This window comes from Streptomyces sp. HNM0645, from assembly GCF_030056615.1.
In the GTDB taxonomy this organism is placed as follows: Bacteria; Actinomycetota; Actinomycetes; order Streptomycetales; family Streptomycetaceae; genus Streptomyces; species Streptomyces marianii.
In genome coordinates this window covers 1-13,976 of record NZ_JASHLT010000060.1, presented here as the reverse complement: position 1 = coordinate 13,976, position 13,976 = coordinate 1, and the positions used below count along the sequence as shown (strand labels likewise).

The following is a 13,976-nucleotide window of genomic DNA, read 5'->3' as shown; positions in this document are numbered from 1 at the left end:
CAGGTCCAGGGTGCGGCCGAAGTCCCGTTCCAGCACGTCCTCCGCCGTGTCCCCACCCCGGGCGGCCCTCGTCCTCTCCCCCGCCCGCCGGCACCGCCACCGCTCCGACGAGCCGGCTGGTCTGCAGACTAGACGCGAAGGCGTCCACGCTGCACGACCGGCCGGCCCGTCGGCGATTCCGTGGCCGTGACGGTCACCCCTGCGCGGTGCACGAGGCGGCTTCCCGTACACCGCACAAGGTGTTCCCTCACGCCGTACGGCGCTATTGCGTCGAGGTGAGGTCGTACAGGGTGGTGCCTCCCACGGTGATCTGTGTGAAGTTCGCCCGGACCCACTCCAGGATCTCGGCGCTGCTACCACCGCCCGGGCCTCCTCCCCGGGCACCGCCCCCGGCGCCGCCGTCGATGAACCAGTGGATGCTGCCGGCGGCCACGTACTGCTGGAATCGGGCGAGCGTCGGCGACGGATCGCTGCCGTTGAAGCCTCCGATCGCCATGACCGGCTCCTCGGTGGCGAGTTGGTACGCGGCCGCGTTCTGGGAGCCGACCGCGGCAGCCACCCAGGTGTGGGCGGAGGCGTTCTCCGTCAGCTTGGCGACGACGGCGGAACCGACATCCGGCCCGTCGAGCAGACCGCCCGCCCTGCCCGCACCGGCGCGCCCTTCGCCCCACGCCTGGCGGCCCTGGCCCTGGTTCTGGCCCTGGCCCTGGCCCTGGTTCTGGTTCTGGTTCTGGCCCTGGCCCTGGCCCTGGTTCTGGCCCTGGCCCTGGTTCTGGCCGGGCGGCACGCCCTGGCCCGGCCCCTGGCCCGGGCCGAGACCCGGTCCCTGACCGCGGCCCCCGCCGTCCGCCGCACCCGGCGGCATCCCGCCGCCGTCCGCCGCGGGACCGCCGTATCCGCGGGCGCCGGGGCCGCCCCCAGGCCCGCCACGCGCGGACGCCGGCCCCGCCGTCACGATCGAGCCCTGGTGGGCGCTGCCCAGTGTGGACAGCGTGTACGCCACCGGCCCGGCCAGCGACGCCGCGAGTCCGAGGCCCGCCGCGCCCAGCGCGAGCGCGCGCCCGAGCCGCCCGGCGAACAGCAGTCCAGCCGCGGCCACGAGCCCGCCCACCAGCACCGCCGTGCGCAGCCACGGCACGAAGTCCGCGGTGCGGCCGAGCAGGACCCAGGCCCACACCGCCGTCACCGCCACCGCACCGGCCAGCGCCGCACGGGCCGCGGGGTGCCCGCGCTCCTCCCACAGCACGGTGGTGCCCATTCCGACGAGCGCCGCGATGTACGGGGCGAGCGCCACCGTGTAGTACTCGTGGAAGATCCCGGCCATGAAGCTGAAGACCAGGAGGGTCGTCAGCAGCGCCCCGCCCCAGACGAGGAAGGCCGCCCTCGCGGTGTCGGTCCTGCCGCCGCGCCGGGTCACGACGAGGCCCGCGACGAGCAGGACGAGTGCGGCGGGCAGCAGCCAGGAGATCTGGCCTCCGACGCTGTCACCGAACATCCGCCCGATGCCGGTCTCGCCCCAGCCGCCCTGCCGGCCACCGCCTCCACCGCCTCCACCGCCGACGCTGCCGACCTCGTTGCCGCTGATGCGGCCGAGACCGTTGTAGCCGAAGGTGAGTTCGAGGAAGCTGTTGTTCTGGGAACCGCCGATGTACGGGCGCGAGGCCGCCGGCCACAGCTCGACGATCGCCACCCACCAGCCTCCGGAGACGATCAGCGCCACTCCCGCGAGGGCGAGTTGGCCGATCCTGCGCAGCACGGGAGCGGGCGCGCACACCGCGTACACGAGCGCGAGCGGCGGCAGGACGAGGAACGCCTGCAGGGTCTTGGTGAGGAACGCGAGCCCGACCGCGACGCCCGCCCACACCAGCCATCCGGTACGGGCGGCCTCCAGTGCGCGCAGCACGCAGTACACGGCCACGGTCGTCAGCAGCGCCAGCAGCGCGTCGGGGTTGTTGAAGCGGAACATCAGCGCGGCGACCGGCGTCAGTGCCAGCACCGCGCCCGCCATCAGCCCCGCCGCCGCGCTGAAGCGCCGGCGGACGGCCGCGTGGACGACGGCCACCGCCGCCACGCCCATCAGCACCTCGGGCACCAGGATCTGCCATGACCCGAGCCCGAACAGCCGGACCGACAGCGCCATCGGCCAGAGCGCGGCGGGCGGTTTGTCGACGGTGATGGAGTTGGCGGCGTCGGACGAGCCGAAGAAGAACGCCTTCCAGCTCTCACTACCCGCCTGGACGGCGGCGGAGTAGAAGGAGTTGGCGTAGCCGGAGGCGGTCAGGTTGTACAGGTACAGCGCGCCGGTCAGCGCCAGCAGGGCGATCAGGGCGGGCCGCGCCCAGACCGGGTCCTCGGCACGCCCGCGCCACATACGGGCGGCCCTGCCCGGTCGCGGCGCCGTCCGGGACGGTCCCGGGCCGGCGCTCGCGGTGGCCGCGTACGCGTCGTGCGGTGCGGGCTTCATCGTCGACCTCCCGTGGTCGTGCCGGCGGTACGGGCATCAGGTGCCGTGCCGGGCGTAGGGGCATCGGTTGCCGTGCCGCTCGTACCGGCATCGGGTGCCGTGCCGCCCGTGGGGCGCGGGCGCGGCAGGGCACGGCGGTCGGGAAAGACCCAGGCGCGGAAGAGCAGGAAGCGCAGCACGGTGGCCGCGAGGTTCGCCACGACCAGGACGGCCAGCTCGGTGCCGTGGGAGGGACTGCCGGCCGCGGCGTCCAGCGCGGCGAGGGAACCGCTGGTGAGTGCGAGTCCGATACCGAAGACCACCAGCCCCTGGGCCTGGTGGCGCACCACCCGCTCGCGCCCGCGCACACCGAAGGTCAGTCGCCGGTTCGCCGCCGTGTTGGCGACGGCCGAGAGCAGCAGCGCGGCGGCGTTCGCCGTCTGTGGCCCCGCACCGGCGCGGAACATTGAGTACAGCAGGAGATAACAGAGCGTCGAGAGCGCGCCGACCGCGCAGAAGCCGACCAGTTGTCGGGCCAGTCCACCGGGGACCCCGTCGATCCGGCCGTCCCTCGGGTCGTCGCCGAACGGCCGTGCGAGCCGGTCCAGGGGGAGCGCCCCGACCGCCAGCGCCCGTCCGACCCGCAGCACGCCTTTCAGGTCGTCGACGGCCGTGCGCACGATGTGCACGGTGGAGTCCGGGTCGTCGACCCAGTCCACGGGTACCTCGTGGATCCGCAGTCCCGCTCGCTCGGCCAGCACCAGCAACTCCGTGTCGAAGAACCAGCCGGTGTCCTCGACCATCGGCAGCAGGCGCTCGGCCACCTCGCGCCGTATCGCCTTGAACCCGCACTGCGCGTCGGAGAACCGCGCGGCCAGCGAACCGCGCAGGATCAGGTTGTACGTACGGGAGACGAACTCCCGCTTCGCCCCGCGCACCACCCGCGACGACCGCGTGAGCCGCGAGCCGATCGCCAGGTCCGAGTGTCCGGAGATCAGCGGGGCGACCAGGGGCAGCAGCGCGTTGAGGTCGGTGGACAGATCGACGTCCATGTACGCCAGCACGGGCGCGTCGGACGCCGCCCACACGGCCCGCAGCGCACGGCCCCGCCCCTTCTGCTCCAGTCGGAAGGCCCGGACTTCCGGGACCGATGCCGCGAGCGCCGCCGCCACCAGGGGTGTGCGGTCGGTACTGGCGTTGTCCGCGACGGTGATCCGGAAGGCGTACGGAAAGGTGCCGGCGAGATGGTCGTGGAGCCGGCGCACGCACGGTTCCAGGTCCTTCTCCTCGTTGAAGACGGGGATGACCACATCGAGCACGGGCGGGCCCGCCGTTCCCACGGGCAGATGCTCCCGTGCCGGCAGGGTGCCCGTGGCGGTGGTGCCCGTCGGGGTGTCGGTTCGCATGGTCCGACTCTCGCCGGGGTCGCTGTCACCGCCGTGTGCCGAGGCTGTGCGCCGTCTGTGAGTGCTCGGATTCCCTTACGAGCGGCAGCCGCACGGTGAAGACGGTACGTCCCGGCGCGCTCGCCGCGCCGACCGTTCCCCCGTGCGCCGTGACCACGGCGTGCACGATCGCGAGCCCGAGGCCGGTGCTGCCCGCGTGCCGGGAACGCGAGGCGTCGCCGCGCGCGAAGCGCTCGAAGACGTGCGGAAGCAGGGCGGGCGGAATGCCCGGACCGTCGTCCCGGACCTCCAGCGCCACCGCCGTCCGGCACTCCAGCGGCCGCACGGCCGCGGTGACGGTGGTGCCCGGCGGAGTGTGCGTACGGGCGTTGGCCAGCAGATTGACCAGCACCTGCTGCAGCCGCTCAGGATCGGCCCGCACCACGGCGGGGTCGTCCGGCAGGTCCAGACGCCAGACGTGCTCCGGTCCGGCGGCCCGGGCGTCGCTCACCGCGTCGACGACGAGCGGCGACAGGTCGGTGCTCCGGTACGCCAGGGGCCGCCCCGCGTCGAGCCGTGCCAGTAGCAGGAGATCCTCCACCAGCCCCGTCATCCGGGTGGCCTCGGACTCGATCCGGGCGAGCGCGTGCCGGGTGTCGGGCCCGGGCCGCTCGCTGCCGCGCCGGGTCAGTTCGGCGTAGCCGCGGATGGACGCGAGCGGGGTGCGCAGCTCATGGCCGGCGTCCGCCACGAACTGCCGCACCCGCGTCTCGCTCTCCTGCCGCGCGTGCAGGGCGGAATGGACGTGGTCGAGCATCCGGTTGAGCGCGGCGCCGACCCGGCCGACCTCGGTGCCGGGGTCGGCCTCCGCCTCGGGCACCCGCTCGTGCAGCGCCACCTCGCCGCTGTGCAGGGGCAGTTCGGAGACCCGGGTGGCGGTCGCCGCGACCCTCCGCAGCGGGCGCAGCGCGACCCCGACGAGGGCGCCGCCGGCCAGCCCGGCGGCAGCCAGTCCGGCGGCGGTCACACAGATCTCGACGACGACGAGCGTGGCCAGGGTGCTGTGGACCTCGGCCAGGGGGACGCCGACGAGGAACGCGCCGTTGCCGCCCGCACGGTACTCGACGCGGTAGTCGCCGAGCCCCGGAAGTTCCACAGTGTGCGGCCGCCCGTCCCGCGGTACGGCCGTGAGCACGGCCTTCTCCGCCCCCGTCAGGGCCCGGTCCGTGACCCGTGGGCCCAGTTCGTCCGAGTCCTGCTGGGTGGAGACGACCCCGCCGCCGAGGACACCGTCCGCCGCGACCTGCGCGCCGACCGTCCCGAGCGGCGCACCGCCGCCGGTGACGAACCCAAGCGGCTTCTGCTCCCGCGGGCCGCCGCCCCGGGCACCCGGAGGCGGTCCGGCCGCCCGCAGTACGACACCGCGGAGCTGCTCGTCCTTCTGCCCGTACAGGTACGTGCGCAGCGCGAGCGTCGTCACGGTGCCGATGACCGCCGCGACCACCGCGATGAGCGCCACCGCGGACACCACGAGCCGGGTCCGCAGGGACCATCCGCCGCGCGAGCCACCGCTCATCTAGTCACCGGGCTTGATCAGATATCCCGCACCGCGCCGGGTGTGGATCATCGGGGTGCGTCCCGCGTCGATCTTGCGCCGCAGATAGGAGATGTAGAGCTCGACCACGTTGGCCTGGCCGCCGAAGTCGTACGACCACACCCGGTCCAGGATCTGCGCCTTGCTGAGCACCCGCCGGGGGTTGCGCATCAGATAGCGCAGCAGCTCGAACTCCGTCGCCGTGAGGTGGATCGGCGTACCGTCGCGGGTCACCTCGTGGCTGTCCTCGTCGAGCGTCAGGTCACCGACGACGAGCAGCGACTCGTCCCGCGCGGCGGCCGCCGTCGCGGAGCGCCGGATCAGCCCGCGAAGCCGTGCCACGACCTCCTCCAGGCTGAACGGCTTGGTCACGTAGTCGTCACCGCCCGCCGTGAGGCCGGCGATCCGGTCCTCGACGGCGTCCCGGGCCGTCAGGAACAGCACCGGCACGTCGGGGAGTTCGCTCCGGAGCCTGCCGAGGACGGTCAGCCCGTCCATGTCGGGCAGCATCACGTCGAGGACGACGGCGTCGGGCCGGAAGGCGCGGGCCGCGCGCACTGCGCCCGCCCCGTCGCCCGCGCTGCGCACCTCCCACCCCTCGTAGCGCAGGGCCATCGAGAGCAGCTCGGTGAGGGAGGACTCGTCGTCCACGACGAGGACCCGTACGGGGCCGCCGTCGGTCCTGCGCAGTCCGGACCGTCCCCGGGCCGTGGTCGTCGTCATGCGGCCACTCTGGAGCGCCGCGCTGAGAGGGGCCTTGTGCTTCCCTGTGAATTCCCTGAGAACCGTCACGACCGGGGTGGGCGATCGGCACCGATGTGCGGCGTCACGGGTGGGCGACCCCGAGGACCGCCACGGACGGCGCCACGGGTCCACGCAGCCGCGGACCGACACGGACCGACGGTGACGGGGCGGGGACGTAGCGGGACCGGCGGGGACGCGCGGGGGTCACGGCCCGACGGAGAACAGCGCGGCGGCGTTCCCGTGGCAGACCGCGCGCAGCCAGTCGTCGCCGAGCTCCAGCCGCTCGAGCGCCTGGAGCTGGTGGAGGTAGGGGTACGGGATGTTGGGGAAGTCCGTCCCGAGCAGCACGCGGTCCCCCAGGTCCGCGAGCCGCGCCCGCTCGGCCGCCGGGAACGGGCTCAAGCGCTCGCTGAAGTCGGTGAAGGCCATCGTCGTGTCCAGGTGCACCTCCTGGTGGCGCTCGGCGAGGTCCAGGAAGTCCGTGTACTCCGGCATCCCCATGTGGGCGACGATCAGCCGCAGTCGGGGATGGCGCGCGAGGAGTCGTCCCACCGGCTCGGGCCCGGTGTACTTGCCGGGCGCCGGCCCGGACCCGCAGTGCATCACCACCGGCACGCACGTCTCGGCGAGCAGTCCCCACACCGGGTCGAGGAGGGGGTCGTTGGGGTCGTACGCACCGACCTGGACGTGTGCCTTGAACACCCGGGCCCCGCTCTCCACGGCCGCTCGCGCATAGCGCTCGACGCCCTCCTCGGGGTACAGCGTCGCCGTCCGCAGACAGTCGGGTGTCCGGGCGGCGAAGTCCGCGGCCCACCCGTTCAGCCACTCCGCCATGTCCGGCTTGTGGGGGTACAGCATGGACGTGAAGTGCTTCACCCCGAACTCCCGGAGCAACGCGAGCCGTCGGCCTTCCTCCGCGCGGTAGGTGATAGGCCATGCCATGCCCGTCAGCGGTCCGGCGGAGTCGAAGTACGCCCACACCTTGTCCAGGACCCGCTCGGGCATGAAGTGGGTGTGCACGTCGATGAGCCCGGGCAGCCCCAGCCGCTGCCAGAACGCCCGTACCGCCAGTGCCTCGGTCCCGTCCGGGCCCGGGCTGCCGGAGGGTCCAGCCGCCGCGCCCCCGGCCGCTCCCTCCGCATCCGGCGAACAGCAGGGGGAGGCGGGGCGGTTCCGTTCCGTCACCGGGTGATCGCTCATGCCCACACCCTCCGACGCGCACCGAGGGACTGTCCAGGCCCCGGTTCCGGACGCGGTCGCCGGCGGACGCCGCGTACCCGGTCCGGACCGGGTCCCCGCACCGGGCGGACGTGCCGGGGCCGGACCGAACGGACGTACAGGGGCCGGACCGGATTCCCCGTCGGCACCGGCCGGATCCCATCGGATCCGCACCGCGCCGGACCGGACCGGAACCGGACCGCTCAGAAGAGCCCGTCCTGGACACCCGTCGGCAGCTCGTCCACCGGCACGGACGCCACGGAGCCGGGATCGGCCGCGACGAGCTCCCAGCCGGACATCAAGCGGGTGTCGAGGACCGTCACCCCGCCGTCGTCGGTGCCCAGGTGCAGATCGGGGCCCGCGGCCGCGACGAGCCGCCCGGCCACGCCCCCGCCGTCCGCCAGCTCCCGCACCACCCGCAGGACCGCCGGTCCCCCGGCCACCGCGCGGGGCTGCACCGTGCGCTCCAGCCCGAACTCCCGGGCGTGGTCGACCACCTCGAACCCGGTCCGTTCCAGCGCCTCGGGCCACCCCGGAAGCGACACGGCCCGCGCGTACAGCTCCACGACCTCGGCGGCCCGCTCGTCCGCGGCGGCCGGAAGCACGGGACGCACCGCCCGCTTCCGGGCGTAGGGCACCCGGTCCGGCACGCCGAGCGCCGCCCGCAGCAGTTCCTCCGTGCGCCGCGCGGCCATCAGGGGCCCGCGACCCAGCCAGCAGAACACCACCGCGCCCTGCTCCAGCAGGCGCGTCGTACCGCGCCCCTCGGCGGTGATCCCGACCTTCGCCATCCCGGGCCCGAACCAGGCCAGATAGACCCGGAACGTCCGCGGATCGTCCGCGATGGTGTCGGCGGCCACCGAATGCGCCCGGTCCAGTCGCGCACACTCCGGGCACTGCCCACCGGTGCTCCTGCCGGGCACCACGGCCCCGAGCGGGCAGACATGGCCCCGCGCCCCGGCGCAGTGCCGCACTCCGACGGCCCGGAAGCCGATCTCCCGTCCGGGGGCGAGCCGGCTCGTCCGCGTCTCGGCACCGCGCACCCACCGCAGCTCAGGGGTTCCCCGCCCCCAGCTCAACCCCCGGCACCGCCACCGCTCGCCGCCCATGTCCGCACTCCTCCAGCACGTCCCACGCAGCCCCCGGATCTCGCGGGGCCTCCCGGTCGTGTGCACTCGGCAGGACTCGAACCTGCGGCCTTCCGATCCGTATCCGGCCCGGTCGACGTCGACGCCCGCACCGGGCGCTTCGAGACCCCACGGGGACGCTACCGGACGGGGACGGGTGCCGGCCCGGGCCTGGCCGACTTCCCCGAGCGCGGGCCACCGTCCACCCGACGGGCCCGTGCGGGTGGCGACCGAAGGAGTGCTTCCGCTCACCCGGTGCACCGCCGTGAACTGCGAAAACGTCCCGGTAGGGTACGGACCGGCTGGGTCCGCGGGAGCGGACCGGGCCAGGGTGTGACCTTCTGTGAGGGACAGCTGCGTGCCTCGCCCAGGAGACAGCCGAGCATGTTCGAGTCCAACCCGTTCGAGGACGACCGGCCGAAGACGGCCCCGGCCGGGCGATCCGGCAGACGCACCGGCACCCGGTCGCTGACCGCACTCGTCCTCCTCGTCATCGGAGGACTGCTCGTCTTCTCCGCCTCCACAACCGCGGCCGCACCCGGACCGCTGGGGCGCGCGGTGGAATCGACCGCTTCGACCACGTCCCACGCCTCGAAGACTTCGGGCGGCTCGACCTGTGAGGACGCCAAACCCACCAAAGTGGGCACCGAGAGGAACGACGTCATCTTCGGGACTCCCGGCAACGACGTGATCTTCGCGCTGGGAGGCAGTGACACGGTCTACGGACTCGGGGGGAACGACCTCATCTGCGGCGGCTCGGGCAACGACACCCTCAACGGTGACCGTGACAACGACCAGCTGTTCGGCGGCAAGGGCGACGACCAGCTCTTCGGCGGCTCGGACAACGACGAGCTCCGCGGCGGGCCGGGCAACGACGAGCTCCGCGGCGAATCGGGCAACGACGAGCTCTCCGGTGGCCCGGGCAACGACCGGCTCTCCGGTTTCCTGGGCAACGACGCCCTGTTCGGCGGAAGGGGCAACGACGAGCTGCGCGGCGGAAGGGACAACGACGAGCTCTTCGGGGACGCGGGCAACGACCAGCTCTTCGGGGAAGCCGACGACGACACCCTGGACGGCGGATCGGGCACGAACCGCAACAACGGCGGGTCCGGAACCAACACCTGCGTCAACCCGAGCCGTGGCCCCGGCTGCAACGACTGAGCCCAAAACGGGTCTTGTGCCGCCGTGGGCATGACGCCCCTTCATGGACTCGTGGTGCCTGCTGTCCTCGGATTCCGGGGAAGGGCCGTGGACAACGTCATCACCGGCGGTGTACGCCCCGGTGCTCGCCCTGCCGAACCCGGCGGACATGCACGGAGCAGGTGAGAACGCGAGCGCGCGAGGGCCGGGACCGAGCTGATCAGCCGGGACCGAGCCGATCAAAGGTGCGGGCGACGCGTGGAGGTCATCCGCGCGGAGCTGACGTTCCCGTGCGCCGTGAGCCACAGCGCGAGACGCCGGGCCGGGTGAGCCGACGATCGGCAAGTCGGCGACGCCCGGCGCCCAGGGACGTCCCCGCAAGCCTGCTCGCTACTTACTCAGATAGGTGAAGATCACGAATGCAGTGGCCCCCACCGCGAAGAGGGCCCCCGTCACCGCCGCCGTAAGCCCCACGTACCGGAAAGTCGCGTAGCACCTGAAGTAGCCGGCATCCCAGACTCCCGCGTGAGCCTTGGCCGCAGCATCCCGCCACCCCCGGTAGTCAGCGGCCAGGACGATGCCCCCGATCGACATCATCAGCGGTATGAGGATGATCAGTACGGCTGCGGTCACCCGCTCATTGTCCGGCGGGCGATCATCCCGGGGAAGCCGACCATCGCGGCGGGCACATCCGCCGTACGGCACGACGAAGCCCCCTCCGGGATGATCCCGAGGGGGCTTCGACCTGTGTGCACTCGGCAGGATTCGAACCTGCAACCTTCTGATCCGTAGTCAGATGCTCTATCCGTTAAGCTACGAGTGCTTGTCTGCCCGGGCTTTTCGGCCCGGTCGGCGTTGCGGGAACAACATTACATGACCTGCGCCGTCAGGCGAAATCCATTAACCACACCCCACCTGACCTGCGTAAACACCCGGACGGCCGTACGGACGCCCACCGCTGGGGACCGCCGTCCGCAGCGGCGCGGAAGCGGGCGGATCGCCCGAGCGCCGACCCGGAGCGTCGGAGGCGGTCCCGCGGGTGCCGGAAGCGGGAGATCGCGCGAGCCCGGTGCGACGCCGACGGAGGCGCAGGGGACACCGGACGCGGTGACCACGGCCGGGGCGGCCGCCGGAAACGACCGAAGCCCCGGCCGTCGAGCCGGGGCTTCGGTGATGGTGCGGAGGCGGAGGGATTTGAACCCTCGATGGGCTTTAAGACCCAAACCGCATTAGCAGTGCGGCGCCATAGACCGGACTAGGCGACGCCTCCAGCACACCCGCGCGGTCGCGGGTGGTGCGTGCAGATGATGACACAGCCGGGTGGGGTGTCACCAATCGCTCCCCACGGTACTAGGCGCGTGGGCTCCTGGGCAAAGACGCGCTCACACCCCCGATCGGCCCGGCCGGGGTTGCGCAACGCCTCGGCGCGCGGAGCGTTGGAGATGCCGGGACGCCGTCCCCCGAAGCGGGGCTCCGCCCCCAAACCTTCGCTTCCAGGAGTACGCCATGCTGCGCCGCCTCGTCCTCACCGTCGCCGCGACGGCCACAGCCTCCGTCGCCGCGCTGGCCGCCGTGCCCCCCGCCGGTGCCGTCCCGCACACGCCGATCCCGCTGCCGTTGCTCGAACCCGGTCAGTCGGAGCCGTCGGCCCGGTCCGCGCCCGGTGACCGGCTCACCGTGACCACGTCGGGGACCGGGAACCCCCGGGCCGACGGCACGTACGAGCTGACGTGCGGCGCGGCGGGCGGTCCGGCGGGCGGCTCGCACCCCGAGGCGGAGGCCGCCTGCGAGCGGCTGGCCGAGTTCGCGACGGATCAGCAGGACCCGTTCGGTCCGGTCGGCGCGGACACCATGTGCACGATGCAGCACGGCGGCCCCGCCACCGCGCGGATCACCGGGACCTGGCACGGCCACGACGTCGACGCCACCTTCGACCGCACCAACGGCTGCGAGATCCGCCGCTGGGAGACCCTCGAACCGGTTCTGCCGACCGCCCGCCAGGACGAAGCCCGCACCACCCCGGTATGACGCCCCGCCCCACCCGCACGGACCCCCGTGCCGAGTCCCGGCGTAACCCGTCCCGGGGTTTCGGCCAACGCCCCCGCCCACGCCCGCTTGACGCCCCACGGTGGCGCCCAGCGCGCCGGGCGATCCCGCCATGCGCAGGTCAGGGCGCGTCCGAGAGGGCCCGGGCCGACTGTGTGTACACAGAACCTTGGTGAGAGCTCCCCCTCATCCACCGCCGCGGCCGCATGCCCAGCCCTTAGACTCCCTCCAGTGACAGGCTGCGGCCGCGAGGGCAAGATGGCCCCGGCCGTCCGCCGCAAGATGCTGTAGGTCAGGGAGGAAGCGTCGTCGTGAGCAGCAGGCCATCCCGAGGCGCTGCTCGCCTCGCCGCCATACTCGACGCCCTCCCGGACGGGCTCGTCCTCGTCAACTGCAACGGCACGGTCGTCAACGCCAACACCATCGCCCTCGAGATGTTCGAGGCCCCCGGCACCGCGCTCGTCGGTCGCGGGCTCCTCGACCTGCTGCCGGCGTTCGACTCCAAGCTCATCCCCGGCTCGATGCGCCGCCCCGACTCCGCCGACGAACGCGGCCGCACGAAGCCGACCCGGATGGTCGCGCGCCGCACGGACGGCAGCGAGTTCCCGGTGGAGGTGACCAGCGCCAGCCTCGAGGACGGCCGTGAGGCGTACGACTCTCCCGGCGTCGGAGGCGGCTACACCGGCGACGAGCTGCTGATGCTCGTCGTGCGCGATCTCTCCGGCACGGTCGACACCGAGGCCGAACTCGCGCGCTCCCAGCGGCAGACCGAGATGATCCTGCGCGCCGCCGCCGAGGGCGTCGTCGGCACGGACACCGACGGCCGCGTCGTCCTCGTCAACCCGGCCGCCGCCCATATCCTCGGCTTCCGCGCCAGCGACCTCGGCGGCAAGGAACTGCACCCGCTGATCCTGCACTCCCGCCCGGACGGCGAGCCGTTCCCGTACGAGGAGTCCCCGCTCGCCGACACGCTCAAGTCCGGGCGCAAGCACCGGGTCCGCGGCCAGACGCTGTGGGCCAAGGACGGCAAGCGTGTGCCCGTCGACCTGACCACCGCGCCGGTGCGGGACGGGGAGCAGTTGGTCGGCGCGGTCATGACCTTCACCGACCGGCGGCCCTACGAGGAGCAGGCCGAGCGGCACGCCGCGGAGCTCGCCGAACGGGACGAGAAGTACAGCACGGACATCGCGGAGCGCGACGAGAAGTACGCGACCGACATGGCCGAGCGGGACGAGCGGCACGCCGCCGAACTGGCGGAGCTGACCGAGAAGCACACCGCGGAGATCGCGGACAGGACCGAGCAGTACGCCGCGGAGATCGAGGGCCGGGACGAGCGGGAGGCCGCACTGGCCGCCCGGCACGCCCAGCTGGCCGCGGTCCTCGGCGAGGCACTGCGCGGTCCTCTGGAGGAGCTGCGCGGCGAGCTCGGGAAGCTGGCCGCCGACCCTGCCGGCCAGCTGTGGCCGGAGGCCAACCAGATCCTGCACCACCTGTCCGCGGGCTACGCCCGGATGACGACCCTGGTCGACAACGTCCTGGGCTTCCAGCGGTTGGACGCCGGCGCGGAGCGGCTGGACAAGGCCGTCGTCCTGCTCGACGCGGTCGTGGCGGCCGGTGTCGAGGGCGCGGTCGAGCTGATCGGCCCCGGGCGGGCCCAGTTCGCGGTCCACGCCCCGCCGATCGAGGCCGAGGTGGACGGCGCACGGCTGGCGACGGCGCTGGCCCATCTGGTCGCCGACGTCGCGGGCATCGACTCGACGGGCAAGGCCAGGGTGGTGCCGGGCGCCGGGCACGTCGACTCGACCATCGTGGTCGCGGCGGCGCAGCGCGGCGACGTCGTTCGGATCGAGGTGCGCGGTCCGTACTGCGGCGGCGATCCGGTGCACGAGCCCATCGTCCGCGGCATCGTGACCGCGCACGGCGGCGTGCTGCAGACGCACGAGGTACCGGGCATGAGCGGCAGCGCCTACGTCCTGGAGGTGCCGCTCGGCAACGGGGCCGGAACGGTGGCCCCCGCGGCGGCCCCGGAGCAGGCGCCGTCCGCCCTCCCGGCGCAGGCCACGTCCGGAGGCGGGCGGCGGCGCGCGCGCCGGGCCTCGACGGACGCTTTCCTGGAGAGCCCGGTGGGCCCCGACGGCGCACCCGCCCCCGCCGAGCCCTCCGGACGGCGCCGGGCACGTGCGGAAGGTGACACAGGCGCGGGCACCGGCCGCGAGCCGACGGCGGCGGGCGGCGGCGGCACGGGCCGTCGTCGTGGCCGGCCGAGCCCGGCCGAGGCC

General features: G+C 73.5%; 10 protein-coding genes and 3 tRNA genes. 3 read left to right on the top strand and 10 right to left on the bottom strand.

Annotated features, from left to right (window positions below):
• Window positions 1–262: 262 nt before the first annotated feature.
• From QMZ92_RS31255 to QMZ92_RS31225, 7 genes are all read right to left on the bottom strand, one after another.
• Window positions 263–2,464 (bottom strand): ArnT family glycosyltransferase, encoded by a 2,202-nt coding sequence (locus QMZ92_RS31255; RefSeq protein ID WP_283300937.1) that lies wholly within the window; start codon window positions 2,462–2,464, stop codon window positions 263–265.
• Entirely contained in the window at window positions 2,461–3,849 is a 1,389-nt protein-coding gene (locus QMZ92_RS31250) for a bifunctional glycosyltransferase family 2/GtrA family protein (RefSeq protein ID WP_283300936.1), read from the bottom strand. The genes QMZ92_RS31255 and QMZ92_RS31250 overlap by 4 nt, the downstream gene beginning before the upstream one ends.
• A 25-nt stretch (window positions 3,850–3,874) precedes the next feature.
• Window positions 3,875–5,404, bottom strand: a complete 1,530-nt coding sequence (locus QMZ92_RS31245) for a sensor histidine kinase (RefSeq protein WP_283300935.1) — start codon at window positions 5,402–5,404, stop codon at window positions 3,875–3,877.
• Window positions 5,405–6,145 carry a response regulator transcription factor gene (locus QMZ92_RS31240; protein ID WP_283300934.1) on the bottom strand — a complete coding sequence of 247 codons (741 nt, stop codon included), beginning with the start codon at window positions 6,143–6,145 and terminating at the stop codon, window positions 5,405–5,407.
• A gap of 225 nt (window positions 6,146–6,370) precedes the next feature.
• Entirely contained in the window at window positions 6,371–7,366 is a 996-nt protein-coding gene (locus tag QMZ92_RS31235) for an amidohydrolase family protein (protein ID WP_283300933.1), read from the bottom strand.
• 221 nt (window positions 7,367–7,587) lie between these two features.
• Window positions 7,588–8,493 carry a DUF2797 domain-containing protein gene (locus tag QMZ92_RS31230; RefSeq protein ID WP_283300932.1) on the bottom strand — a complete coding sequence of 302 codons (906 nt, stop codon included), beginning with the start codon at window positions 8,491–8,493 and terminating at the stop codon, window positions 7,588–7,590.
• 61 nt (window positions 8,494–8,554) lie between these two features.
• Window positions 8,555–8,631: transfer RNA gene (locus QMZ92_RS31225), tRNA-Arg, on the bottom strand.
• 264 nt (window positions 8,632–8,895) lie between these two features.
• On the opposite strand from QMZ92_RS31225, the gene QMZ92_RS31220 reads away from it, so the two are divergent.
• Window positions 8,896–9,672 carry a calcium-binding protein gene (locus QMZ92_RS31220; RefSeq protein WP_283300931.1) on the top strand — a complete coding sequence of 259 codons (777 nt, stop codon included), beginning with the start codon at window positions 8,896–8,898 and terminating at the stop codon, window positions 9,670–9,672.
• Between the two features lie 369 nt (window positions 9,673–10,041).
• Here QMZ92_RS31220 and QMZ92_RS31215 read toward each other — a convergent pair whose 3' ends face one another.
• The 3 genes from QMZ92_RS31215 to QMZ92_RS31205 form a co-directional block, all read right to left on the bottom strand.
• Complete coding sequence (locus QMZ92_RS31215; RefSeq protein ID WP_283300930.1) at window positions 10,042–10,284, bottom strand: hypothetical protein; 243 nt, start codon at window positions 10,282–10,284, stop codon at window positions 10,042–10,044.
• Window positions 10,285–10,401: 117 nt separating this feature from the next.
• Window positions 10,402–10,474 (bottom strand) — tRNA-Arg (locus QMZ92_RS31210).
• A 356-nt stretch (window positions 10,475–10,830) separates the two neighbouring features.
• Window positions 10,831–10,921: transfer RNA gene (locus tag QMZ92_RS31205), tRNA-Ser, on the bottom strand.
• Window positions 10,922–11,157: 236 nt separating this feature from the next.
• Between QMZ92_RS31205 and QMZ92_RS31200 the strand changes: the two genes are divergently transcribed.
• Both QMZ92_RS31200 and QMZ92_RS31195 read left to right on the top strand, forming a co-directional pair.
• Window positions 11,158–11,679, top strand: coding sequence for an SSI family serine proteinase inhibitor (locus QMZ92_RS31200; protein WP_283300929.1), 522 nt, complete (start codon window positions 11,158–11,160; stop codon window positions 11,677–11,679).
• Between the two features lie 329 nt (window positions 11,680–12,008).
• A partial coding sequence (locus QMZ92_RS31195) for a PAS domain-containing protein (RefSeq protein WP_283300927.1) occupies window positions 12,009–13,976 on the top strand: 1,968 nt, incomplete at its 3' end.

Excerpts from the sequence above, each read along its gene's own strand:
- QMZ92_RS31230 (WP_283300932.1), bottom strand. The coding sequence starts at position 8,493 with ATGGGCGGCGAGCGGTGGCGGTGCCGGGGGTTGAGCTGGGGGCGGGGA.
- QMZ92_RS31220 (WP_283300931.1), top strand. The coding sequence starts at position 8,896 with ATGTTCGAGTCCAACCCGTTCGAGGACGACCGGCCGAAGACGGCCCCG.
- QMZ92_RS31255 (WP_283300937.1), bottom strand. The coding sequence starts at position 2,464 with ATGAAGCCCGCACCGCACGACGCGTACGCGGCCACCGCGAGCGCCGGC.
- QMZ92_RS31245 (WP_283300935.1), bottom strand. The coding sequence starts at position 5,404 with ATGAGCGGTGGCTCGCGCGGCGGATGGTCCCTGCGGACCCGGCTCGTG.
- QMZ92_RS31250 (WP_283300936.1), bottom strand. The coding sequence starts at position 3,849 with ATGCGAACCGACACCCCGACGGGCACCACCGCCACGGGCACCCTGCCG.
- QMZ92_RS31200 (WP_283300929.1), top strand. The coding sequence starts at position 11,158 with ATGCTGCGCCGCCTCGTCCTCACCGTCGCCGCGACGGCCACAGCCTCC.
- QMZ92_RS31235 (WP_283300933.1), bottom strand. The coding sequence starts at position 7,366 with ATGAGCGATCACCCGGTGACGGAACGGAACCGCCCCGCCTCCCCCTGC.
- QMZ92_RS31240 (WP_283300934.1), bottom strand. The coding sequence starts at position 6,145 with ATGACGACGACCACGGCCCGGGGACGGTCCGGACTGCGCAGGACCGAC.